This is a genomic window from Brevundimonas sp. (assembly GCF_035561115.1).
In the GTDB taxonomy this organism is placed as follows: domain Bacteria; phylum Pseudomonadota; class Alphaproteobacteria; order Caulobacterales; family Caulobacteraceae; genus Brevundimonas.
In genome coordinates this window covers 51,144-72,564 of the sequence record NZ_DATMYH010000059.1, presented here as the reverse complement: position 1 = coordinate 72,564, position 21,421 = coordinate 51,144, and the positions used below count along the sequence as shown (strand labels likewise).

Here is a 21,421-nt window from a genome sequence, read left to right as displayed (position 1 = left end):
CCCCCTATGACCCGCCCGTTCGCAGACCTGCACGTCGCCGTCCTGATGGGCGGACTGTCGTCCGAACGGGAGGTGTCCCTGAGCTCGGGCGGCATGTGCGCCGACGCCCTGGAAGGGCAGGTCCGCAAGGTCACCCGCGTCGACGCCGGGCGCGACCTGGCCCAGGTGCTGGCCGCGCTGAAGCCCGACGTCGTCTTCAACGCCCTGCATGGCGAATGGGGCGAGGACGGCTGCGTCCAGGGCGTGCTGGAGACGCTGGCCATCCCCTATACCCACTCGGGCGTCCTCGCCTCGGCCCTGGCCATGGACAAGGACAAGTCAAAGGCCGTGCTCCGCGCCGCCGGCGTCGTCGTTCCCGGCGGTGGCCTGTTCGACCGGCACGAGGTGGCGCGCCGCCACGTGATCGCTCCGCCCTATGTCATCAAGCCCAACGCCGAGGGCTCTTCGGTCGGCGTCTATCTGGTGCGCGAGGGCGAGGGCCCTTGCGCCGCGCCCGGCGAGGCCTCCTGGACCTATGGCGAGCAGGTGATGGTCGAGCCCTTCATCTCGGGCAAGGAGCTGGCGGTCACGGTGCTGGGGGAGAAGTCCGGGCCCCGGGCTCTCACGATCACCGACATCACTCCGACCAAGGGCTTCTACGACTACGAAGCCAAATACGCGCCTGGCGGCTCCAGTCATGTGCTGCCCGCCGTTCTGCCGCCGCATGTGTTCGAGAAGGCGCTGCGGGAATCCGAGCTGGCGCACACGGCCATGGGCTGTCGCGGCGTGTCGCGATCGGACTTCCGTTATGACGATATTAAGGACGATCTGGTCCTTCTGGAGGTCAATACCCAGCCGGGCATGACGCCGACCTCGCTCAGTCCCGAGCAGGCCGCCCATGTCGGGATGGACTATAAAGCCTTGGTGCGGTGGATGGTGGAGGACGCCTCATGCCCGCGGTAGTTCGCGGCGGTCGGCGACAGAGTTCGAACCAGCCTGCAAAACGCGGCGCTGCTCCCAAATCGCAGGGGCGCGGACGTGCGCCTCGCAACGCTCCGGCCACGCCGGGCAAGATGGCGGCGCTCGGTCGCCTCGACCTGTCTCCCCGCGCAGTAATCATTTCGATCTTCGCCGGCGTCGTCGTTCTGGCGGGCGTGCTCGCGACCGGCGCCCGCGCCGAGCGGATCGGCGCCTCGATCAGCCACGGCGTCGACGGCGCTGCGGCCGGCATGGGGCTGAAGCTCGAGAAGGTCTTCATCGAGGGCGAGTCGCCGGAGGCGACCGCGACCATTCAACGGGCCCTGCAGCTGTACGCAGACCAGCCGATGACCGCGATAGACCTGGACGCGGTGCGTCGCCGGGTCGAACAGGTCGGCTGGGTCAAGGGCGCGCGCGTGGTCCGCCTGCTGCCCAACACCCTGATCGTCCATGTCACCGAGCATGACCGGCTGGCCGTCTGGCAAGCCGGAGGCCGCAACATGGTCATCGACAGCCATGGCCAGGTCATCGCCGGCGCCGACGCCGGCCGCTACCCCGATCTTCCGCTGGTCGTCGGCAAGGGCGCCGAACAGGCCGCCTCCGAGGTCCTGCCGCTGATCGCCCAGCGGCCCGGCCTGCAGGCGCGGGTCGAGGCGCTGGTCCGTGTCGACGAGCGCCGCTGGGACCTGAGGCTCAAGGACGGCAGCCTGATCCAGCTGCCCGCCACCGACCAGGACGCCGCCCTGATCCAGCTGGACGCGCTGGATCAGCGCGAGCGGCTGCTGGAGCTGGGATTCGACCGCATTGATCTGAGAACGCCGGGGGAGGTCGCCGTCCGGCCCTCCGCCGGCGCCGCGTAGGGTAGGGGACGCTTATGGCCGGACGGTCTGTGGATAAAACTGTGGACGGCGCCAAGGGCGCGGCCGGACGCGCGCCTGTCGTGGCCGCGCTGGATCTGGGCCAGTCCAAGGTCGCCTGCTTCATCATGAAGCCCGAGGGCGTGCGCCACGCCGACCGCACCATCCGCGTCGCGGGGGCGGGGCACGTCCAGTCGCGCGGCGTGCGCGGCGGCGGCATCGTCAACATGGACGAGGCGGCCCAGGCCATTGGCCATGCGGTCGAGCGCGCCGAACGCGCCGCGGGCTCGCCCGTCTCCGGCGTCGTCGTCACCACGGCCATCGGCCAGATGGCGAGCCACCGGGTGCAGGCTCGCGTGTCTCTCGGCGCCACGCCCGTCGGCGACGCCGATCTGGCGCGCGCCATCGCCATGGCGCTGGCGCAAATCCGCCTGCCGAACCGTCGTCCGATCCACGTCCTGCCGATCGCCTGGTCGGTGGACGGCGCGCGCGGCGTGCATGACCCCCGCTCGATGAAGGGGCATTCACTGGGGCTCGATCTGCTGGTGGTCTCCATGGCCGAGGGGGCCTTCAACGGCCTGAGCCACTGCCTCGAGCTCGCCCATCTGGATCTGCAGGGCGTAGCGGCTGCTCCGGTGGTGTCGTCGCTGGCGGCGCTCGAGGACGACGAGATGGATCTGGGCTGCGTCTGCATCGACATGGGCGGCGGCTCGACATCGGCCGCGGTCTGGGGCGGACGTTCCCTGCTGCATATCGAATCCCTGAATGTGGGCGGCGATCACGTCACCGCGGACATCGCCCGCGGTTTGTCGACCTCGCGGGCGGGCGCCGAGCGCCTGAAGACCCTGCACGGCTCGGCCATGGCCGATGCACACGAAGACCGCGAGATGCTTGAGGCGCCGCCGCGGGGCGAGGACGCCTCGGCCGGTCCGATCTTCGTCCAGCGCGCCATGCTCAAGACCGTCATCGCCCCGCGGGTTGAAGAGACGCTGGAGCTGCTGCGCGACCGGCTGCGCAACGCCGGCGTGGGGCTGGAGCCCGGGGCCGGTCTGGTGCTGACCGGCGGGGCCAGCCAGCTGAACGGCGTGCGTGAGCTGGCGATCCGGGTGTTCGACCGGCCCGTGCGTCTGGGCAAGCCGCAACGCGCGCCCCACCTGGCCGACGCAGCTTCGGGGCCGGCCTTCTGTTCGGCCGCCGGGGTGCTGCTCCGCGCCGCCTATGGCCCGCGAGAAGCAGTGTCGGCTCGCAAGCTGATGTCGCGACAGATCACCGCCGCCGACGCTCCGCGCATGCATCAGGGCGGCCTGGTGGCCAGGGCTGCGGGCTGGCTGCGCGAAAATCTCTAGTTTCCGGGCGGGTCCGCCGGATGTGAAACCTTGTGCCCCTCAAGGCGGAAGTGTGTCCAGATTGTTACATCCGGGCCTCCGTCGGCACAAATCAGCCACATTGCCTTGTGCGGGGGAGATCGGGCGTTACAGATTGGCGACAACCGGCGCACTCCAGCGCCTGTCTTTTTTCGATTTGAGGGGGCCTCCATGCTTATTCAGCGCAAGCACCTTTTTGGGACGACCGTCCTTGCGGGGGCTCTGGCCCTCTCTTCGGCCGCCCTGGCGCAAACGCCCGCCACGCAGACTCCGCCGGCCCAGACGCCGCCGCCGCCGAGCGACGCCGCGCGTCTCGACGACGTGGTCGTCACCGGCACGCGCATCCGCAATCCGGAGTATACCGCCGCTTCTCCGGTTTCGGTGATCACGTCGGACCAGACGGATTTGCGCGGCATTCCTGACGTGGCCCAGGCGCTGCTGAATTCGCCCCTCGCGATCAGCTCCTTCCAGCTGAACGATCAGCTGACCGGCTTCGTCACCGCCGGCGGCGGCGGCACCCAGTCCGTCGCCCTGCGCGGCGCGGGACCCCAGCGCACCCTGACCCTGTTGAACGGCCGTCGCGCCGGTCCGGCCGGCACGCGCGGCCAGGTTCAGGCCTTCGATCTGGGCGTCATCCCGGGTTCGCAGGTCGAGCGCACCGAAATCCTGAAGGACGGCGCCTCGTCCATCTACGGTTCGGACGCGGTCGCGGGCGTGATCAACATCATCACCAAGCGCGACCTCGACGGCGGCGCGATGAACGTCTTCTACAGCCAGCCCTTCGAAGAGGGCGGCGAGCAGCTGCGGGTTGACGGCGCCTTCGGCCAGACCTGGGACCGCGGCTTCTTCAACGTCGCCGCCGAATATTCGGATACGTCGATCCTGCGCCGCCGCGACCGCGACTACACGAGCTGCACCAACGACAATCTCCGCAATCCGACCACCGGCGAGTACGTCGATTACGTCGATCCGTTCACCGGCAAGTACAAGTGCTACAACCAGAACACCAACTACGTCGCGTTGTTGGGTTCGGGCATGAATATCGTCCGCCAGGTTCCCGGATACACCTATCCGACCGCGGCCCAAGGCAATAACGTGCCGGGCGCGTTCGCTGGCGAATGGGCGCGCTGGGGCCGCAATGGCTACCCAGGGACCCACCTCTACACGCCCAGCGATAACGAGGCCTGGCAGAATTCGTCGGTCATCAGCCCGTCCGAACGCTATTCCGTGAACCTCAACGTGGGTTATGAAATCGCCCCGGATGTCGAACTTTACGGGGAGTTCCTCTACAGCAACCGTCAGTCGGCCCAACGCGGCGCGGCCCAGATCTTCCAGAGCTTCGCGCAACGGAACATCGTCAACGGGGCGGCCAACGCCCTGCACGCGACCAACCCCAACAACCCCTTCGGCCAGAACGTCCTGACCGTCATCTCCTACGAGTCGAGCTCGTTCCAGGAAGTCGAATATCTCCGCGGCGTGGTCGGCCTTCGCGGCACGGCCGGCGACTGGGACTGGGATGTCTACGGCCAGTACTCCCTGTCGGACGCCACCTACAACAACGGCCCGCGCATCTACCTGGACCGCTTCCTGGCTCTCAACAGCCCCGGCGTGGCCTGCACCAACACCCCGGCTGGCGGCAACGTCTCGAACTTCGATTGCGCCGACCTGCCGGGCGGCATTCCCTGGACAACCGAGCGGGTGCTCAGCGGCGGCTTCACCGACGCCGAGCGCGACTTCCTGTTCTTCACCGAGGACGCCACCACCACCTATGAGCATGCCTATCTCGAAGGCGTGATCAGCACCAACTCGCTGTTCGCTCTTCCGGCCGGTGACGTCGGCGCCGCCTTCGGCGCCCAGATCCGTCGCGAAGAGCTTGACGACACGCCTGGTCCGCAGGCGCTTCTGCGGAACACGGCGCTGTTCACCACGGCCGGCCGCACCGCCGGTTCGGACACCATCCTGGAGTCCTTCGCCGAGCTCGACATGCCCCTGCTCAGGGATATGCCGATGGCGCACGAGGTCAGCCTCAACGTCTCGGGCCGCCTGTCGAACTATGAATCCTATGGCCGCAGCTCGACCTACAAGGCCGGTCTGAACTGGGCGTTCACGCCGGAAGTGCGCGCCCGCACCAGCTACGGCACCTCGTTCCGGGCCCCGGCCCTGTACGAACAGTTCCTCGGCGCCCAGGTCGGATACAGCGGTCAGACCATCGATCCCTGCTATGACTACACCAACAACACCGACATCGAGCCTGCGATCCTGGCTGCCTGTATCGCGGACGCCGCGTCCACGACGACGGGCGGTTCGAGCGTGGCTATCTCTTCGGTTGGCGGACGGGATCTGCTCGAGGCTGAAACGGCCGACAGCTGGACGCTCGGCTTCGTCCTGACGCCCCGCGACATGCCGGTCAGCGTGGCGGTGGACTATTACGAGTTCGAAATCCGCGATGCGGTCAGCCAGCTCGGCGCGAACGAGATCATCACGCGCTGCTATCGCGGGCAGACAGAGTTCTGCAGCCTCTTCACCCGCGTCCGCGCCGGCGACCCCGCCGGTATCGGCAAGCTGGCGACGGTCGACAACGCCTATACCAACGTGGCTGAGCAGACCAACCGCGGCGTCGATCTGCAGGTCCGTTGGTCCGAGGAGTATTCCTTCGGCCGGCTGACGATCGAAACCGCCCACAACTTCAAGCTGGAAGACACCGAAACCGTCGAGAGCGACACCACCTCGTTCCTGGGCGACACCTTCAACTTCGGTGGTCCGGCCTATGCGGGCAACCTGTACGTCACCCTGACGCGCGGCGACTTCTCGTACTTCTACGGCATCGACATGATCGGTCAGGGCTCGGACACCGAGGAACAGGGCGGCTCGACCATCTTGGCGAACGCCAAATACGCCGATCTTCTGAACGGCATCGGCAGTTCGAACTGCCAGGCGGCGGGCAACTACTGCGTCCGTTACAACTTCGAAACTCCGTTCTACCAGACCCACTCGGCGTCGATCCGCTACCGCAACGACCGCTGGAACGCCTCGATCGGCATCCAGAACCTCTGGGATGAAGCTCCGCCCCTCGGCGGCGTGGGCCTCTTCCGCCTGGGTAACGCCGCGCTCAACGCCTACGACATGCGCGGTCGTCGTCTGTCGCTGCGCCTGGGCGTGAACTTCTAAACCGGGCTGCTTCAGCCTGGAGTTCCTTCCAGAACGAACCGGGGGCGGCTCGCAAGAGCCGCCCCTTTTCGTTGTCCCACAGGAGGAAAACTGCGGCGAAGGTTAACGAAATCCGTGGCCCCCGGCCCGACTCAGCCTAACGGGTAACACTCCCTTAAGCAGTTCAGGTGTTTCCTTAACGCGCTCATAACCAATGCGAATCGGCGGGGTTTCGCATCGGGGCAAGGCTAGGGCAGGGTCGGATAAGGTCGGATAAGAATATGTCTCTCTCGCTGGTGCGTCCGCAACATACGGAACTGAAGCCCCGGATCGTCGTCTTCGGCGTGGGCGGAGCAGGCGGGAACGCCGTCAACAACATGATCGATGCGGGTCTGGAGGGCGTCGAGTTCGTCGTCGCCAACACCGACGCGCAGCATCTGTCGTTCGCCAAGACCGACCGCCGCGTGCAGCTGGGCGAGACCATCACCCAGGGCCTGGGCGCCGGCGCACACCCCGAGGTCGGCATGAACGCCGCCGAGGAATCGGCCGAGGAAATCTACGGGCACCTGGACGGCGCCCATATGGTCTTCATCACCGCCGGCATGGGCGGCGGCACCGGCACCGGCGCCGCGCCCGTCATCGCCAAATGCGCCCGCGACCGCGGCATCCTGACGGTCGGCGTCGTGACCAAGCCCTTCACCTTCGAGGGCCGCCACCGCATGCGTCTGGCCGATGCGGGCATCGCCGAGCTGCAGCGCTACGTCGACACCCTGATCGTCATTCCGAACCAGAACCTGTTCCGGGTCGCCAACGAGCGCACGACCTTCGCCGACGCCTTCGGCATGGCCGACCAGGTGCTGCACTCGGGCGTGCGTTCGATCACCGACCTGATGATCCTGCCCGGCCTGATCAACCTCGACTTCGCCGACGTCCGCGCCGTCATGTCCGAGATGGGCAAGGCGATGATGGGCACGGGCGAGGCCTCGGGCGACGACCGCGCCCTGATGGCGGCCCAGAACGCCATCGCCAACCCCCTGCTGGACGAGACCTCGCTGAAGGGCGCCAAGGCCGTGCTGGTGAACATCACCGGCGGCATGGACATGACCCTGCTGGAAGTCGACGAGGCCGCCAACGCTATCGCCGGCGAGGTGGACGCCGACGCCAACATCATCTTCGGCGCCGCCTTCGACCCGGCCCTGGACGGCAAGATCCGCGTCTCGGTCGTGGCCACCGGCATGGAAGATCTGGCCGCCGCCAAGGGCGCGCCCTCGGCCGGAACCTCGGCCTTCGACACCCGACGCCCGGCGCCTGCATACGCGGCCTCGCGCGCCGAGCCGGTGCGTCACGAGCCCGTACGGGCTGAAGCGCCGCGCGCGCCCGAACCCGCGCCGATCGTCCCCACCTTTCAGCCCGGCCAGCCGACCTTCGGGACTGCGGCCCGCGCTCCCGAGCCGCGGCCGGAACCCGTGATCCATGTCGCCGAGGACCGCACCCTCGAGCCGATCGTCGATCCCTGGGTCGAGGAATATGAATCCTCGCCGCGTGCCCGTACGGCCGCCGAGACGACCGCGCCGGTCGCCCAGGGCGACCTGTATATGGACCGCTCGGCCGATCGCGCGCCGCAGCCGGAACCGCGCCGCGAAGAGCCGGCCTATGACGAGTACGATGACCGCGATCATCGCAAGTCGGGCTGGAGCCTGTTCGGCCGCGGAAAGCGCCAGCCGGCGCAGCCGACCTATCCGCAGTCGCGGCAGACCGAGTCCCGCATGACCGAGATGCGCCCGACCACCCAGGCCCAGCCGGCGCCCGAGCCGGACCTGAACCAGGCGGAAGACGATCTGGAAATCCCGTCCTTCCTGCGCCGCCTCGCCAACTGAGGCGCGTTGACTGATTGGAGAGCCCCGGAGCCTGCGCTCCGGGGCTTTTCCACGTCAGGGACGGTTACCAAAACCGAAACAATCGGAAACCCGACTTTCATTTCGCTCTTGTGACGGCGCCGTTAGACGGTTGCTGGGGCGTAGTCCGCACGCGTGGCGGACGCTGTAATTATTAGAGAGTTTGAGCTTGCCGGTCAGCTACGACCATCGCCAGAGGACGACCGTCGCCCCCGCGATCATCGCGGGCGTGGGCGTGCACACGGGCGACCGCGTGCGTCTGGCCGTGCGTCCGGCGCCGGTCGGCGCCGGCATCGTCTTCGTGCGCACCGACATCAAGGACCGCGATAACCGCATTCCGGTCTCGGGCGAGGCCGTCGTCGACGCCCGCCTGAACACCATGATCGAGAACGCCGCCGGCGTGCGCCTGTCGACCATCGAACACCTGATGGCCGCCTTCGCCGCCCTGGGCATTTCGAACGCCGTGGTCGAGGTGGACGGGCCCGAGCTGCCGATCCTCGACGGTTCGGCGCTGCAGTTCGTCCAGCTGCTGGACCGGGCCGGCTTCCGCCGTCAGGAAGCTCCGGTCCGCTATATCGAAATCCTCGAACCGATTCGGGTCCAGGATGGCGACAAGACCGCCGCCCTGCTGCCGTGCGACCGCTATGAGATGCGGTTCGAGATCGACTTCGACACGCCGGTGATCGGTAACCAGGTGGTGGACTTCGTCGTCGACGAGGAAACCTTCCGCAACGAGATCATGGCCGCCCGGACCTTCGGATTCGCCCATGAGGTCGAGGCCCTGCGCCGCGCCGGCCTGGCCCGCGGCGGTTCGCTGGAAAACGCCGTGGTCATCGACGGTGACCAGATCCTGAACCCCGGCGGCCTGCGGATGGAACGCGAGTTCGTCAAGCACAAGGCGCTGGACGCCATCGGCGACCTGTACGTGCTGGGCGCGCCCCTGCTGGGCCGCTACGAGGGCGTCAAGGCGGGCCACGCCATCAACAACCTGCTGGTCCGCGAGCTGCTGGCCAATCCGCAGGCCTGGCGCGAGGTGACGCGGGTCCCCGAATTGGCGATGGCGGGTTAAATCCGGCCTCTGGACGACGGGGAATTCGAAGACGGATTCCGCGGGATTTCGAATACCGGATCCGAGGACTTCAGAGACGGCGACGACTCCCGCGTCTTCGGCCGGTTTCTCCCGTGGATCTGGCATTGAAACACCGTGCATCCCCGCGAAGGCGGGGGCGCGAGACCGCATGCGACGTAAAGCGTTCAGAACAGGCTGATCGCGCTCATCAACCGGCCGAAGTCCGGCTCCCCGTTCAGGTGGGCGCGGCGGTTCGAGAAGAACTGCGTCTCATCCACGCGCGTGTCGTGTCCGGTCCAGGCCGCTTCGCCGACGCCGGCCTGCTCCAGCCGCCACAGGACGAAGCCGGGCAGGTCGAACAACCGCTTGTCCGGGGTTTCTCCGGGGACGAAGAAGCGGCCGCTGCCCGGATCATGGTGCTCGAACCGGTCCTCGAAGTCCGCGCCGACCTCGTAGGATGCCTGGGCGATGCAGGGGCCGATCACCGCCACGATCCGGCGGGGCTCGGCGCCCAGCGCCTGCATCGCCGCGACCGTGGAGTGGACGATGCCGTCCAGCGCGCCCTTCCAGCCCGCGTGGGCGGCGCCGACGATCCCGGCTTCGGGATCGGCCAGCAGAACCGGCGCGCAGTCGGCGGTCAGGACGGCGCAGATCACGCCGGGCGCGGCGGTGACCGTGGCGTCGCCCTCGGGCCGATCGCCCTTCCAGCCGGTCTCGGCGACCCGGGCGAGGCTGGAATGGATCTGGTAGCAGGCGGCGAAATCATCAGGGGCGCCGCCCATGTGTGCGGCCACCCGTCTCCGGTTCTCGGCCACGGCGGCGGCGGCGTCAGTGGAGCCGAGGCCGGTGTTCAGGCTGTCATGAATGCCGGCGGAAACGCCGCCCCGGCGGGTGAAGAAGCCGTGGCGGACGCCGGCCTTGTCCAGCAACGGGTGGGTGAGGGGGGTCAGCGTCATGCTCAGCTCTCGAAGCCCGGAACCACCAGGGTGTGCGGCGAGAAGATCGCACAGGCCTTGAACAGGGTCCCCATCTGATCGTCCGCGGTCAGTCGGGCCAGCTGGCGCTCGATGACGGGCGCCGCATCCGGCCGTCCCGTCTTCAACCGGTCGGCGCGGGCTTCGATCCCGAGCAGCCGGAGGAATTCGCCTTGGCCCAGGGCGCCGGTCACGTCAGCACCGGCGCGGACCGCGGCTTCCAGCACCGTCGGGAAATCGACCCACTGGGTCAGGTCGGCCTCGCCCGGCGTCTCCAGCGGATCGACCTTCTGATGCCGCCGCAAGGCCTGAAGCGTGTCGCCCGCCCCGGGCCGGGCGCGGCCGTAGTCGATCAGCAGCGCCGCGCCAGACGCCTCCCTGATCAGGGTCGCCAGATCGCGGCCGAACGCGGCCTGCTGGTCCGAAATTTCGACCGTTTGCCCGGGTTCGACCGGGAAAGGCGGTCGGGTGAAGCCGCCGGTGATCCGCACCAGTCCGAAGGTCAGACCGCCGTCGTCGGTGACGCCGACGCGGCGCTCGGCCCAGCCGTCCTCCGTCTTCACGAACTGGCGCGCGGGCAGACAGTCCAGCACCTCGTTGGCGACCAGGATGACGGGGGCGTCGGTCTCGACCCGGTTCAGGTCGGCCACCCAGCGGGGGTGGACGTCGCTGTCGTTCAGCATCCGCGCCTGGGCCGCGCGAAGGGGCGGGCTGGGCTCGATCAGGACCAGGTCGACCGCTTCGAGAAAGTCCGGCGCCAGCCGGGCGGCGCGCAGGGCGTCGGCCATCAGGGTTCCATCGCCCGGCCCGACCTCGACCAGCCGCACCCGTTCGGGCGCGCCCAGTCGCCGCCACAGTTCGACCGCCCACAGGCCGATCAGTTCGCCGAACATCTGGCTGATCATCGGCGCGGTGACGAAGTCGCCGGTCGCGCCGATGGCGGGCCGGGTGGCGTAGTAGCCGCCCTCGGGATCGTGCAGGCAGCGGGCGACATAGTCGGCCACCGTCATCGGCCCGGTCAGGGCGATCTCGCGCGCCAGTCTATTCCGAAGCGACATCGGCGGGCAGCGCTCCCGTCAGCCGGCGGCGGGCGGCCGGTTCCACGCGCGCCAGATCAATACGGCCCCGATCAGCATCATCGGCACCGACAGCATCATGCCCATGGTCAGACCCAGCGGCAGTTCGGACAGCTTGCCCGCATCGGGCTGCCGCACATTCTCCAGCGAGGCGCGGACCAGGCCGTAACCGAACAGGAAGATCCCCGTCACATAGCCGGGCTTGGCCAGCAGCTTCGCCCTGTGCACGGCGAACCACAGGACGGCGAACAGCAGCAGCCCCTCCAGCCCGGCCTCGTACAGCTGGCTGGGGTGGCGCGGCACATCGCCGGCGGGGCAGCCGTTGTAGAGCTGGAAGATGCGGTCGTTGCAGAAGCGAACGGCCCACGGAACGGTCGTCTCGCGGCCCCACAGTTCGCCGTTGATGAAGTTGGCGAGCCGGCCGAAGAACAGGCCGATCGGCACGGCGGGCGCGACCAGGTCGCCGAGGCTCAGCAGCCGGATCTTGTGCCGCCAGGCGAACCAGACGATCGCCAGCGACACCCCGATAAGGCCGCCGTGGAAGGACATGCCGCCGTCCCACAGCCGGAACAGCGACAGCCGCTCGCCCAGGTCCGCGCCGGTGAACAGACGGCCGTACAGCGACGGCTGATAGAAGAGGGCGAATCCCAGACGTCCGCCGAGGATAATGCCGAGGGTGAGCCAGAGGACCAGGTCGTCCAGCTGGACGGTCGTGACGGGCGGCTTCCCCGGCTGCCACAGGGCGTTGGCCTTCACCAGGCGGGCGGCGTACCACCAGCCCAGAACGATGCCGGCGACATAGGCCAGCGCATACCAGCGGATATCCAGCGGGCCGATGCTGAGCAGCACCGGATCGAACTCGGGAAATTGCACGGGCGCTCCTGTCGGCGGTTCTTCATGGCGGTTTAGCAAGCGTCGCGGGGCGCGTCCCCGAAATTTCCGCAACACGGCGTCCATCGGCGCCCAAATCAGGCCACAGGTCGCATCGACAGCAAGGTTTCGTTCACCATATCGGGTGAACCTTCGTTAACGACGCTCGCCTTTCCGAGCCGGAGCCCGCCCCATGCAGACGCGCAACCCCATCCTCGACGAGTTCGCCAAGCTGACGACCGGGGCGATGGGCCTGGCCCAGGCCGCGGGCGAGGAGGCCAAAACCGCCTTCCGCGCCCAGACGGACCGTCTCGTGGCGGAGATGGACCTGGTCCGCCGTGACGAGTTCGACGCCCTGAAAGCCGAGATCGCCGCCCTGCGCGCCGAGATCGCGGCCCTGAAAGCCCCCGCAAAGGCCGGAAAAAAGCCTGCCGCGGGAACGTCCACAGCGTCGGTTCCCCCTCAGGACGCAGCCGGTTGAGCCGAATCTGCGAACCCGCCTACCGTCGCGTGACAGGGCGTGAGTCGCGCCCGGAGAGTGCCTGATGGACGCTGTACGGCCCGAAGAAGTCGATGTTCCCTACGATCCGCTGGATGTCGTGGAACACGTCCTGGTGGCCGAAAACCTGCCGTTCGACCGGACCGACGAGGGCGATCTGGCCTTCGCCCTTGCCGGCGACTGGAAGGACTATGAGCTGTGGTTCGCCTGGCGGCCGGAAGGCGACTGCCTCCAGCTGTGCTGCGCCCTCGATCTGCAGGCGTCCAAGGCCCGCCGCGCCGCCGCCTATGAGCTGGTCGGCCTGATCAACCAGCGTACCTGGATGGGCCATTTCGAGGTCTGGGCCGAGGATGGCGAGATCGTCTTCCGCCACTCGCTGGCCCTGCCGATGGGCGAGCGCCCGACCCTGGCCCAGGCCGCGTCCATGATCGACGCGGCGGTCGAGGCGGCGGACCGCTACTATCCGGCCTTCGACTTCATGATCCGCGGGTCGAAGAAGCCGCAGGAGGCGATCGACGCCTGCCTGTTCGAGACCGTCGGCACGGCCTGACGGCCATGATCCATTCCGCGCAAACCGGTCCCGTCGTTCTGGTGGGTTGCGGTCGGCTGGGCTCGGCGATCGTCGAAGGCTGGCTGAAGACGGGGACGGTTTCGCCCTCCGACCTGACCATCGTGACCCCCTCGGAAAAGCCCGCCGCCGAGGCGGCGCGGGCCGCGGGCGCGACGATCAATCCGCCGCTGGCTGAGCTGGAAGGCGCGCGGGTGCTGGTGCTGGCGGTCAAGCCGGCGTCGTGGCGCGCCGCTCTCGTTCCGCTGACGGCTCATCTGGGTCCGCAGACCCGGCTGGTTTCGGTCATGGCGGGCGTTCCGGCGGCCGACATCGCCCAGGCCTCCGCGCGGCCGGTCGCCCGGGTGATGCCGACGACAGCGGTGGCGCAGGGGCGCGGCGTCGCCGCCCTGTGGTCTTCCGATGCGGAGACGCGCGAGGTCGCCCGCAGCCTGTTCGCCCCCATGGCCGATGTTGTGGACATGGAGACCGAAGCGGGGATCGATACGGCGACCGCGGTGGCGGGTTCCGCCCCCGCCTTCATCTACGCCTTCGTCAAGGCTCTGGCCGAGGCGGGGCGGGTGGATGGGCTGTCGGCCGAGGCGGCGCAGCGGCTGGCCCGCGGCGCCCTGCGTTCTGCCGGGGCCGGGGCCGGGACGGATGAGTCGCTGGACGCGCTGATCGCCCGTATCGCCTCGCCCGGCGGCACGACCCGCGCGGGCCTCGACGCCATGGCGGCGAGCGGCGATCTGGAGCGCGCGGCGACGGCGGCCGTCACGGCCGCCGCGCAACGGGCCCGAACGCTCTAGCGCCTGGCGTACCGGCCGTCGGCCAGGTTGTCCGCCAGCCGGCGATAGGCGCGCTCTGCATCCTGCCAGGTGCTGAAGCCCCACACGTCCGCGAGGCTGGTCGAGTACCAGTCGTACTCGACCGGATGGATCAGGCCGTCCGCGGTGGTCACGTGGCCCGAGATGGCGGCGCCGCCGATCGAGATGCTGCGGATTCCGTCAAGTTGGGGCCGGTCGACCATCTGCTGCATCGTCGGCCGGTTGGGCCTCAGGTCCGTCAGGGTCAGGTTGATCTCGGCGCCATCGAGTGCGCCGTGGCGCGCCAGCGTCTGACGCACGACGTCGGCGAGGCGCGACGCCTGCTCCTGGATGTCGCGCTGGCCAAGTTCGTCGGCGCTTTCGAGCACCTCCGGACCGATGGTGACGTTGATGGAAACGGGATCGGCCAGGGCCGGGGTGGCGGCGACCGCGAGGACGGCGGCGAGCGGAGCAAGGAAGGCGAGTTTACGCATGATGTTCTCCAAGGGCCCTGTCGGGGTCGAAGATGCGCTCTACGGCTCCGCTTGGCCAGTGGGCAGGCGCCGAAAATGTAATCAGCCCGGGAGGCGGATCAAGGCTCTCAGCCCGCCCATGTCGCTGCGTTCCAGGGTGATGTCGCCGCCGTGTCCGCGCGCGACGTCACGGGCGATGGCCAACCCAAGACCTACGCCCTTGTGGTTCTGGTTGCGCGACGCGTCGAGCCGGGAGAATGGGCGGAAGGCCTCTTCGTGCATATCCTCGGGGATGCCCGGGCCGTCGTCCTCGACCGCGATCTCGAGCCCGCCCGAGGGCAGGTCGCGCGCGCTGAGCCTGACGTGCTCGCCATGGGCCGCCGCATTGCCGGTCAGATTGGCCAGGGCGCGCTTGAAGGCGAGGGGGCGCAACGACGCCGTCAGCCCGTCCGGCACGGCGACCTCCACCTCGGCGCCGGCCCGGCGCGCATCCTCTCCGGCGGCGGCCAGCAGATCGGACAGGGCGACGGGTTGCGCCGCCTCGCCGGCCTCGCCGCGGGCGAAGGCGAGGTATTCGTCGATCATGTGCTCCATCTCGTCCAGGTCGCCGCGCATGGCGTCGGCGCGCTTGAACGGAGGCGCGAGGGCCAGTTCAAGCCGCAGCCGGGTCAGGGGCGTGCGCAGATCGTGGCTGACCGAGGCCAGCAGGGCGGTGCGCTGGTCGATGTGACGCTGGATCCGCTCGCGCATGGCCAGGAAGGCGACGGCGGCGGCGCGGACCTCGCGGGCGCCGTGCGGTTTGAACCGTTCGTGGGTCTCGCCCCGGCCGAAGGCCTCCGCCGCCTCGGCCAGACGTTCGATGGCGCGGACCTGGTTGCGGATGAACAGGATGGCCACGCCCATCAGCAGGACGGTCGCGATCAGCAGCCACAGGACGAAGATGTGAGCCTGGGTGGCGACGGCGCGCTCGCGCGGGGCGATGATGCGCAGCACGCCCTGCGGCTGCTGCACCCGGATGTCGACATAGGCGGGGTATCGGGTGGTGTCGAACCAGAAGGGCTGGTCCAGCCGTGCGGCCAGCGCCTTTTCCAGCGTCCGGTCGACTACGCCCACGGGACCGCGCCGCTTCTCGTCGGGCAGGGTCGCGCCGTCCTGCAGGGCGATGGACAGGGACATCGACCGTTGGGCGCGCTCGGAGATGACGGCCATGTTTTGCGGCGTGGGATCGTCGCGCCAGCTTTCGGCCGCCCAGGCGATGTCGCCGGCCAGGCCGTCGGACAGGCGGGCGGTCACCGTCTGCCAGTGCATGTCGAAGAAGGCCCAGGTGACGGCCACCTGCATGACCAGCACCGGCAGGACGATGATCAGCAGCGACCGGCCCCACAGCGAGGTCGGCAGCCGCCGCTTCAGGAATCGCGGCCAGAGGCTGGCGGGAAGCAGCCTCATCGCCGGATCAGTCCGGGGCCAGCATATAGCCGACGCCGCGCACGGTCTGGAGGTAGCGCGGGTTCTTGGGGTCGGCCTCCAGCTTGCGGCGCAGGCGGGTGACCTGGACGTCCACGGCGCGGCCGGTGATGTCGGCGGTGTCGGGCGACAGGCTCATGCGCTCGACGGCCGAATGGGCGTGGATGGCCAGGGTCTTCAGCAATTGCGCCTCGGCCTCGGTCAGGCGCTGGGGCTTGCCGTCCTTCGACAGCTCGAGCCGCTCCATGTCGAACACCGCCGGGCCCAGCTTGATCTCGCGCGGGGTCAGGGGCTTGCCGCCCGTGCGGCGCAGGATGGCGTCGACCCGCAGAGCCAGTTCGCGCGGGTCGAAGGGCTTGGACATATAGTCGTCGGCGCCGCGCGACAGGCCCTCGATCCGGTCGTCCGGGTCGCCGCGCGCAGTCAGCAGCAGAACCGGCGTCTTCGAGGTCTCGGCCTTGGAGCGGACCCAGGTGGTCAGGTCGAAGCCGCTCTCCCCCGGCATCATCACGTCCAGCACCACGAGGTCGAACTCGATCAGCTCCATCATCCGCTTCGCCGCGGCCGCGTGGGCGGCGCCGGTGACGCGATAGCCCTCGCGGGCGAGGAATTCCTTCAGCAGCTCGCGGATGCGGTCGTCGTCGTCGACGACCAGCAGGTGGCGGCCGGCGCCGGGCCCGGCGATGGGGCCGGACCGTCCGTGGGAACGCACGTCGCTCATACGGATGCGACCCCGGCGCGGTTCCGGGCGTTGACCTGAGCGGTTCCGGGGGCTCTAACCCGGTGATCTTCGCGGGAGACGTTATTCAATGGCCTTCGTTCCTTTCGACGATCGTGACGGCTGGATCTGGATGGACGGCGATTTCGTGCCCTGGCGGGAAGCGAAAACGCACGTTCTGACCCATGCCCTTCACTACGGCTCGTCGGTGTTCGAGGGTGAGCGTATGTACGGCGGCGAAATCTTCAAGCTGACCCCGCATAGCGAACGCCTGAAGCGTTCTGCAAACCTGCTCGATTTCGACCTTCCGTACAGCGTGGCCGAGATCGACGCCGCCTGCAAGGCGACCTGCGAGAAGATGGGGCTATCCGACTGTTATGTCCGCCCCGTCGCCTATCGCGGCCCGGAGCAGGTCAGCGTCTCGACCCTGCACAACAAGACCCACGTCGCCATCGCCGTCTGGGAGTGGCCCAGCTATTTCGACGCCGAGACCAAGGCGAAGGGCATCCGGATGGAGTGGGCCAAATGGCGCCGGCCCGATCCGATGACTGCCCCGTCGGCCGCCAAGGCGGCGGGCCTGTACATGATCTGCACCATGTCCAAGACGGCGGCCGAGAAGCGCGGCTACGCCGACGCCATGATGCTGGACTGGCGCGGCTATGTGGCCGAGGCGACGGGGGCCAACGTCTTCTTCGTGCAGGACGGCGTTCTGCACACGCCGCCGGTCGACGCCATCCTGGATGGCATCACGCGTCAGACCATCATCGAGATGGCCAAGGCGAAGGGCATCGAAGTGGTCGTGCGCCACATCCGGCCCGAAGAGCTGGCCACCTTCAGCGAATGCTTCGTCACCGGCACCGCCGCCGAGGTGACGCCGGTGAGCGAGATCGGCGAATACCGGTTCACCCCCGGCGCCCTGAGCCTCGGCCTGATGGAAGACTACGGCCGGCTGGTGCGGCGGAACTGAGCGCTCACCAGCGCAGGGCGAAGCGACCGACCGCGGCGCCCACAACCGCCGCTGCGGCCACGCCGAGCGTGTACCAGGTGGCGAGGAAGGCCAGGGTCGCCTCGGGACAATGAAGACCGTAGGCGGTCGCCGCCATGGCGCCGGTCAGGACGCCCAGGGCGGCGCCGGCCGCCATCGGCCGGGTGGGGGCCAGACGCCGCGCCGCCAGGAAGGTCAGGGGCGCGGCGAAGGCCGAGATCAGCAGGATGTTCGGGGGGCAGACCCGCCATGTAAACCCCAGCCAGGCCGCCATCCGGGCGTCCGCCGACAGGCTCGCGATCTCGGCCACGCCCGCAAGGCCGGCGATTCCGACGATCCCGACCAGCGTCCAGGCGGCGGGGCGCGCCCGGGCGCCCGGGCGGCCAAGGCGGGTCAGGAGCCAGAGACCCGCTCCGGCCAGGGCCAGGGTGTAGCCGGCCTTGAGCCAGGGTGCGGGCCCCTGAAGGGCGACGACAAGGTCGGGGCGGACGCCCAGAAACAAGGCCACCGCGGCGATCGCGGCGCCGGCGCCCGCCAGCAACAGGGCGGGAGATGGCCGGGCCGGCCGGACCGGCTCGATCCCGGCGGCGAGGGCTTCGATGAGTTCGTCAGTCTTCATGGACGGCGACCCGGGCGCCCAGCGCCTTCATGCCACGGTGAACGCTGACCTTGGCGGCGCCTTCGGTGCAGCCGTTGCGGGCGGCGGCCTCGGCGACGCTGAAGCCCCTGAGACGCACATCTTCGATCAGCCGCCGCTGGCGCGCGGGGAGGATCGACAACACCCGTCCCAGGTCGCGTCGCACGACTCCGTCCTCGACCGTGTGCGGAGCCAGCAGCACCGCGTGATCTTCCAGGGGCACGACGGTGGCGCGGCCTTGCCGGCGCAGGTGGTCGATCAGCTTGTAGCGCGCGATCGCATAGGCCCAGGCCGAGAAGGCCAGAGTCCGGTCGAACGTCGCCCGCTTGGCGTGAATGGCGATCAGGCACTCCTGCACCAGGTCCTCCACGTCGGCCTCGTGGCCGATCATCCGGCGTCTGTAATAGGCGGTCAGAGCGCCCCGGACTTCGGTCAGCAGGGCGCGCCAGGCCGTCGCGTCCCCGTCGAGGCCGCGCAGCATCAACTGCTTCAGATGAGCTTCCCGTTCGAACACGTCCTGTCCCGTACGTATGCCGAGGCCGGAAGGTTACAGCGCAAGGGCGTCCGCCGTCGAAAATAAATCCGGTCGCGCAAGCGTAACCACGGCGATCGCCCTGTCGAACTCCCTGTCACCCGGCGCCCTCCTGGAGCCGGCCAAGATGGAGAGACTCCCCATGAAGACCCAGTCCCGGATCATTCTCGGCGCCGGCGCCCTGCTCGCCCTCGGCGCCAGTTCGGCCCTTGCCCAGTCGCAGCCCCAGGCTCCTGCTCGCGGTGAGATGGAGAAATGCTACGGCGTGGCCAAGGCCGGCCAGAATGATTGCGCCGCCGGCCCCGGAACCTCATGCGCCGGCACCTCGACCCGCGACTATCAGGGCAACGCCTGGAAAATGGTGGCCAAGGGCACCTGCACCGCGATCCGCACGCCCGCGGGCCGCGGGTCGCTGTCCCCGATCGCCGGCCGCTGATTCGCGGTGACCTGTGTTCCGATCGCCGGGCTGGGGCTCAAGCCGCAGCACTATGCCGAGGCTGCGGCCTGTCCGGCGGTCGGAGCCCAGGCCGGGCTCTGGTTCGAGGTTCATCCCGAGAACTACATGGTCGACGGCGGCCCCCGGCTGTCGTGGCTGGACGCCGTGCGGGGCTCCCACCCCCTTTCCCTGCACGGCGTGGGGCTATCTCTGGCCGGGGACGAACGACCTGATCCCGCACACCTCGCCCGGTTCCGCGCCCTGATCGATCGCTACGAGCCCTTCGCGGTGTCGGAGCATCTCGCCTGGTCGCGGCGGGGCGGCGTCTACCACCCGGACCTGCTGCCCATTCCCCGAACGGCGGAAATGTTGCGCCTCGTCTGCGACCACATTGACGAAGCCCAGAGCGCGCTGGGCCGGGCGCTGCTGATCGAGAACCCCGCCGCCTATCTCGCCCTGGCGAACCATGACTGGGGCGAAGTCGAATTCCTGTCGGAGATCGCCCGGCGGACCGGCTGCGGCCTGCTGGTCGACGTCAACAACGTCCATGTCAGCGCCAGCAACATGGGCTTTCCGGCCGAGGTCTGGCTCGACGCCGTCCCAGCGGGTCTGATCGGCGAGGTGCATCTGGCCGGTCATCGCCCTGATCCGGTCCAGGGCGCCGGCCTGCTGATCGACAGCCACGATACGCCCGTCGCCGAAGTGGTGTGGTCCCTGTACGAGCGCCTTGTCCGCCGCGTCGGTCCGCGCCCGACGCTGGTCGAGCGGGACGGCGACATTCCCGATTTCGACGTCCTGCTCGCCGAACAGGCCCGGGCCGCTGGAGTGCTCATGGCCGGGGTCGCGGCATGACGGCCTTTCACGCCGCCTTCACCGCCGCCCTGAATGGCGACCTGGAGTCGCTGGAGCCCCACCTTGTCCAGGATGGGCGGGCGTCGGGGGCGATGGCTGTTTACCGCAACACCGCCGCCAAGGGACGGATCGACGCCCTGGAGGCCAATTTCCCCACCATCGTCCGGATGGTCGGCGAGCACTGGTTTCGCGCCGCCGCAGCCGCCTATGTCGCGGCGGAGCCTGGCGGATCAGCGGTCCTGGCGGACTATGGAGCAGGCTTCCCGGACTGGCTGGGGCTGTTCGATCCCGCCCGCGACATGCCCTACCTCGGGCCGTGCGCGCGTCTCGACCGGGCCTGGACCGAAGCGCATCTCGCGGCCGACGCGCCGAGGCTTGACGCACGCGCCGCCGCCGCCGCCGGGGCCGGTCTCGCCGGGCGGGTCATGACGCTGCATCCATCGGCGCGCCTGTTCTGGTTCGACTGGAGCGCGCCTTCCCTCTGGCTGGCCCACCGCTATCCCGACGATCCGGCCGCGGGACTGGACTGGCGGGTCGCACCGCAGGGACAGTTGATCCATCGGCCGGATGACGCCGTGGTCGCACGACCGCTCGATCGCGCGGCATGGGCCTTTCTTGACGCCTGCCGCAGGGGTCGGCCGCTGGCCGCCGCCGCCCTGGCCGCCGACCGGAACCTGTCCGGCATGGCCGGTCTGTTCGCCCGCATCCTCGCCCTTGAGGTCCTGATCCCCGCCGAGCCGGAGTCTTGCCCATGAACCTGGTCCTTCCATCCTTCCGCGGCGGGTTGGCCCGCGTGAACGCCGCCCTCGGCGCCCTCACGCCCGCGCCCCTGGTCGCGCTGGTCCTGCGCGCCGGGATCGCCGCGCCCTTCTTCCTGTCCGGGCGGACCAAGGTCGATGGGCTGTTCGCGCTCAGCGACAGCACCGTCTACCTGTTCGCCGAGGAGTATCGCGTGCCGGTGCTGCCGCCGGAGTTCGCGGCATGGCTGGCCGCGGGGGCCGAGCATCTGTTCCCGGTCCTGATTGTCGTCGGCCTGTTCACCCGGGTCTCCGCCCTCGCCCTGATCGGCATGACGCTGGTGATCCAGCTCTTCGTCGTGCCGGGCGGCTGGCCGACCCACCTGCTGTGGCTGGGGCCGCTGATGTATCTGGTCGCACACGGCCCCGGCCGGATCAGTCTGGATCGTCTGTTCCAACTGGACTGACGTGGCGCTTGCGCGACCCGCCAACCTTCGACAGGAAGGGGAGCAGGGAGTCGGGAGCC

Annotated in this window: 22 protein-coding genes; 14 read left to right on the top strand and 8 right to left on the bottom strand. The window is 69.0% G+C overall.

What is annotated here, in order from left to right:
- The first annotated feature begins 6 nt into the window (after positions 1–6).
- From VN378_RS07650 to lpxC, 6 genes are all read left to right on the top strand, one after another.
- Positions 7–942 (top strand): D-alanine--D-alanine ligase, encoded by a 936-nt coding sequence (locus VN378_RS07650; RefSeq protein WP_325742529.1) that lies wholly within the window; start codon positions 7–9, stop codon positions 940–942.
- On the top strand, positions 930–1,817 hold the full coding sequence (locus VN378_RS07645) for a cell division protein FtsQ/DivIB (RefSeq protein ID WP_325742527.1): 888 nt from the start codon (positions 930–932) through the stop codon (positions 1,815–1,817). Before VN378_RS07650 ends, VN378_RS07645 begins: the two co-directional genes overlap by 13 nt.
- Positions 1,818–1,831: 14 nt before the next feature.
- Positions 1,832–3,160, top strand: a complete 1,329-nt coding sequence (gene ftsA / locus VN378_RS07640; protein ID WP_414642225.1) for a cell division protein FtsA — start codon at positions 1,832–1,834, stop codon at positions 3,158–3,160.
- A 189-nt stretch (positions 3,161–3,349) separates the two neighbouring features.
- The gene (locus tag VN378_RS07635; RefSeq protein WP_325742523.1) at positions 3,350–6,346 is read left to right on the top strand and encodes a TonB-dependent receptor plug domain-containing protein; all 2,997 of its coding nucleotides are present in this window, start codon (positions 3,350–3,352) and stop codon (positions 6,344–6,346) included.
- Positions 6,347–6,606: 260 nt separating this feature from the next.
- Positions 6,607–8,202 (top strand): cell division protein FtsZ, encoded by a 1,596-nt coding sequence (ftsZ, locus tag VN378_RS07630; protein WP_325742522.1) that lies wholly within the window; start codon positions 6,607–6,609, stop codon positions 8,200–8,202.
- 187 nt (positions 8,203–8,389) lie between these two features.
- Complete coding sequence (lpxC, locus tag VN378_RS07625; RefSeq protein ID WP_325742573.1) at positions 8,390–9,289, top strand: UDP-3-O-acyl-N-acetylglucosamine deacetylase; 900 nt, start codon at positions 8,390–8,392, stop codon at positions 9,287–9,289.
- A 185-nt stretch (positions 9,290–9,474) separates the two neighbouring features.
- Here the strand turns inward: lpxC and pgeF are convergent, their stop codons facing one another.
- Genes pgeF through lgt form a run of 3 tightly spaced genes read right to left on the bottom strand, consistent with a single transcriptional unit; the run spans position 9,475 to position 12,212 of the window.
- Positions 9,475–10,245 carry a peptidoglycan editing factor PgeF gene (gene pgeF, locus VN378_RS07620; protein ID WP_325742521.1) on the bottom strand — a complete coding sequence of 257 codons (771 nt, stop codon included), beginning with the start codon at positions 10,243–10,245 and terminating at the stop codon, positions 9,475–9,477.
- Positions 10,246–10,247: 2 nt separating this feature from the next.
- Positions 10,248–11,321: a class I SAM-dependent methyltransferase gene (locus VN378_RS07615; protein WP_325742519.1), complete on the bottom strand. Its 1,074-nt coding sequence runs from the start codon at positions 11,319–11,321 to the stop codon at positions 10,248–10,250.
- An 18-nt stretch (positions 11,322–11,339) separates the two neighbouring features.
- Positions 11,340–12,212 carry a prolipoprotein diacylglyceryl transferase gene (lgt, locus tag VN378_RS07610; RefSeq protein WP_325742517.1) on the bottom strand — a complete coding sequence of 291 codons (873 nt, stop codon included), beginning with the start codon at positions 12,210–12,212 and terminating at the stop codon, positions 11,340–11,342.
- 190 nt (positions 12,213–12,402) lie between these two features.
- On the opposite strand from lgt, the gene VN378_RS07605 reads away from it, so the two are divergent.
- The 3 genes from VN378_RS07605 to VN378_RS07595 all read left to right on the top strand — a co-directional run bounded on the left by VN378_RS07605 (position 12,403) and on the right by VN378_RS07595 (position 14,064).
- Positions 12,403–12,690, top strand: coding sequence for an accessory factor UbiK family protein (locus VN378_RS07605; RefSeq protein WP_325742515.1), 288 nt, complete (start codon positions 12,403–12,405; stop codon positions 12,688–12,690).
- Positions 12,691–12,754: 64 nt separating this feature from the next.
- Entirely contained in the window at positions 12,755–13,258 is a 504-nt protein-coding gene (locus VN378_RS07600) for a YbjN domain-containing protein (protein WP_325742513.1), read from the top strand.
- Positions 13,259–13,263: 5 nt separating this feature from the next.
- Entirely contained in the window at positions 13,264–14,064 is an 801-nt protein-coding gene (locus VN378_RS07595; protein ID WP_325742511.1) for a pyrroline-5-carboxylate reductase family protein, read from the top strand.
- Here the strand turns inward: VN378_RS07595 and VN378_RS07590 are convergent.
- The 3 genes from VN378_RS07590 to VN378_RS07580 all read right to left on the bottom strand — a co-directional run bounded on the left by VN378_RS07590 (position 14,061) and on the right by VN378_RS07580 (position 16,719).
- Positions 14,061–14,555 (bottom strand): hypothetical protein, encoded by a 495-nt coding sequence (locus tag VN378_RS07590; RefSeq protein WP_325742509.1) that lies wholly within the window; start codon positions 14,553–14,555, stop codon positions 14,061–14,063. The two genes, VN378_RS07595 and VN378_RS07590, sit on opposite strands and share 4 nt — an antisense overlap.
- Positions 14,556–14,636: 81 nt before the next feature.
- Positions 14,637–15,980 (bottom strand): ATP-binding protein, encoded by a 1,344-nt coding sequence (locus VN378_RS07585; protein WP_325742507.1) that lies wholly within the window; start codon positions 15,978–15,980, stop codon positions 14,637–14,639.
- Positions 15,981–15,987: 7 nt separating this feature from the next.
- Positions 15,988–16,719 (bottom strand): response regulator, encoded by a 732-nt coding sequence (locus VN378_RS07580; protein ID WP_055828846.1) that lies wholly within the window; start codon positions 16,717–16,719, stop codon positions 15,988–15,990.
- A gap of 88 nt (positions 16,720–16,807) precedes the next feature.
- Here VN378_RS07580 and VN378_RS07575 point away from each other — a divergent pair, with 88 nt between their 5' ends.
- The gene (locus VN378_RS07575) at positions 16,808–17,683 is read left to right on the top strand and encodes a branched-chain amino acid aminotransferase (protein WP_325742502.1); all 876 of its coding nucleotides are present in this window, start codon (positions 16,808–16,810) and stop codon (positions 17,681–17,683) included.
- A gap of 4 nt (positions 17,684–17,687) precedes the next feature.
- On the opposite strand, the gene VN378_RS07570 is transcribed toward VN378_RS07575, so the two are convergent.
- Both VN378_RS07570 and VN378_RS07565 read right to left on the bottom strand, forming a co-directional pair.
- Positions 17,688–18,320: a DUF1109 domain-containing protein gene (locus VN378_RS07570; RefSeq protein WP_325742500.1), complete on the bottom strand. Its 633-nt coding sequence runs from the start codon at positions 18,318–18,320 to the stop codon at positions 17,688–17,690.
- On the bottom strand, positions 18,310–18,852 hold the full coding sequence (locus VN378_RS07565; RefSeq protein WP_325742498.1) for a sigma-70 family RNA polymerase sigma factor: 543 nt from the start codon (positions 18,850–18,852) through the stop codon (positions 18,310–18,312). The genes VN378_RS07570 and VN378_RS07565 overlap by 11 nt, the downstream gene beginning before the upstream one ends.
- A gap of 160 nt (positions 18,853–19,012) precedes the next feature.
- On the opposite strand from VN378_RS07565, the gene VN378_RS07560 reads away from it, so the two are divergent.
- Genes VN378_RS07560 through VN378_RS07545 form a run of 4 tightly spaced genes read left to right on the top strand, consistent with a single transcriptional unit; the run spans position 19,013 to position 21,362 of the window.
- Entirely contained in the window at positions 19,013–19,306 is a 294-nt protein-coding gene (locus VN378_RS07560; protein ID WP_325742496.1) for a DUF2282 domain-containing protein, read from the top strand.
- A 6-nt stretch (positions 19,307–19,312) separates the two neighbouring features.
- Positions 19,313–20,158 carry a DUF692 domain-containing protein gene (locus VN378_RS07555; protein WP_325742494.1) on the top strand — a complete coding sequence of 282 codons (846 nt, stop codon included), beginning with the start codon at positions 19,313–19,315 and terminating at the stop codon, positions 20,156–20,158.
- Positions 20,155–20,913 carry a putative DNA-binding domain-containing protein gene (locus VN378_RS07550; RefSeq protein WP_325742492.1) on the top strand — a complete coding sequence of 253 codons (759 nt, stop codon included), beginning with the start codon at positions 20,155–20,157 and terminating at the stop codon, positions 20,911–20,913. The genes VN378_RS07555 and VN378_RS07550 overlap by 4 nt, the downstream gene beginning before the upstream one ends.
- On the top strand, positions 20,910–21,362 hold the full coding sequence (locus tag VN378_RS07545; RefSeq protein ID WP_325742491.1) for a DoxX family protein: 453 nt from the start codon (positions 20,910–20,912) through the stop codon (positions 21,360–21,362). The genes VN378_RS07550 and VN378_RS07545 overlap by 4 nt, the downstream gene beginning before the upstream one ends.
- Positions 21,363–21,421 lie beyond the last annotated feature (59 nt).

Bases quoted from the DNA above. Each gene is read 5' to 3' on its own strand.
- VN378_RS07650 (WP_325742529.1), top strand. From the start codon at position 7: ATGACCCGCCCGTTCGCAGACCTGCACGTCGCCGTCCTGATGGGCGGA.
- VN378_RS07645 (WP_325742527.1), top strand. From the start codon at position 930: ATGCCCGCGGTAGTTCGCGGCGGTCGGCGACAGAGTTCGAACCAGCCT.
- ftsA (WP_414642225.1), top strand. From the start codon at position 1,832: ATGGCCGGACGGTCTGTGGATAAAACTGTGGACGGCGCCAAGGGCGCG.
- VN378_RS07635 (WP_325742523.1), top strand. From the start codon at position 3,350: ATGCTTATTCAGCGCAAGCACCTTTTTGGGACGACCGTCCTTGCGGGG.
- ftsZ (WP_325742522.1), top strand. From the start codon at position 6,607: ATGTCTCTCTCGCTGGTGCGTCCGCAACATACGGAACTGAAGCCCCGG.
- pgeF (WP_325742521.1), bottom strand. From the start codon at position 10,245: ATGACGCTGACCCCCCTCACCCACCCGTTGCTGGACAAGGCCGGCGTC.
- VN378_RS07615 (WP_325742519.1), bottom strand. From the start codon at position 11,321: ATGTCGCTTCGGAATAGACTGGCGCGCGAGATCGCCCTGACCGGGCCG.
- VN378_RS07605 (WP_325742515.1), top strand. From the start codon at position 12,403: ATGCAGACGCGCAACCCCATCCTCGACGAGTTCGCCAAGCTGACGACC.
- VN378_RS07600 (WP_325742513.1), top strand. From the start codon at position 12,755: ATGGACGCTGTACGGCCCGAAGAAGTCGATGTTCCCTACGATCCGCTG.
- VN378_RS07595 (WP_325742511.1), top strand. From the start codon at position 13,264: ATGATCCATTCCGCGCAAACCGGTCCCGTCGTTCTGGTGGGTTGCGGT.
- VN378_RS07590 (WP_325742509.1), bottom strand. From the start codon at position 14,555: ATGCGTAAACTCGCCTTCCTTGCTCCGCTCGCCGCCGTCCTCGCGGTC.
- VN378_RS07585 (WP_325742507.1), bottom strand. From the start codon at position 15,980: ATGAGGCTGCTTCCCGCCAGCCTCTGGCCGCGATTCCTGAAGCGGCGG.
- VN378_RS07580 (WP_055828846.1), bottom strand. From the start codon at position 16,719: ATGAGCGACGTGCGTTCCCACGGACGGTCCGGCCCCATCGCCGGGCCC.
- VN378_RS07575 (WP_325742502.1), top strand. From the start codon at position 16,808: ATGGCCTTCGTTCCTTTCGACGATCGTGACGGCTGGATCTGGATGGAC.
- VN378_RS07570 (WP_325742500.1), bottom strand. From the start codon at position 18,320: ATGAAGACTGACGAACTCATCGAAGCCCTCGCCGCCGGGATCGAGCCG.
- VN378_RS07560 (WP_325742496.1), top strand. From the start codon at position 19,013: ATGAAGACCCAGTCCCGGATCATTCTCGGCGCCGGCGCCCTGCTCGCC.
- VN378_RS07550 (WP_325742492.1), top strand. From the start codon at position 20,155: ATGACGGCCTTTCACGCCGCCTTCACCGCCGCCCTGAATGGCGACCTG.
- VN378_RS07545 (WP_325742491.1), top strand. From the start codon at position 20,910: ATGAACCTGGTCCTTCCATCCTTCCGCGGCGGGTTGGCCCGCGTGAAC.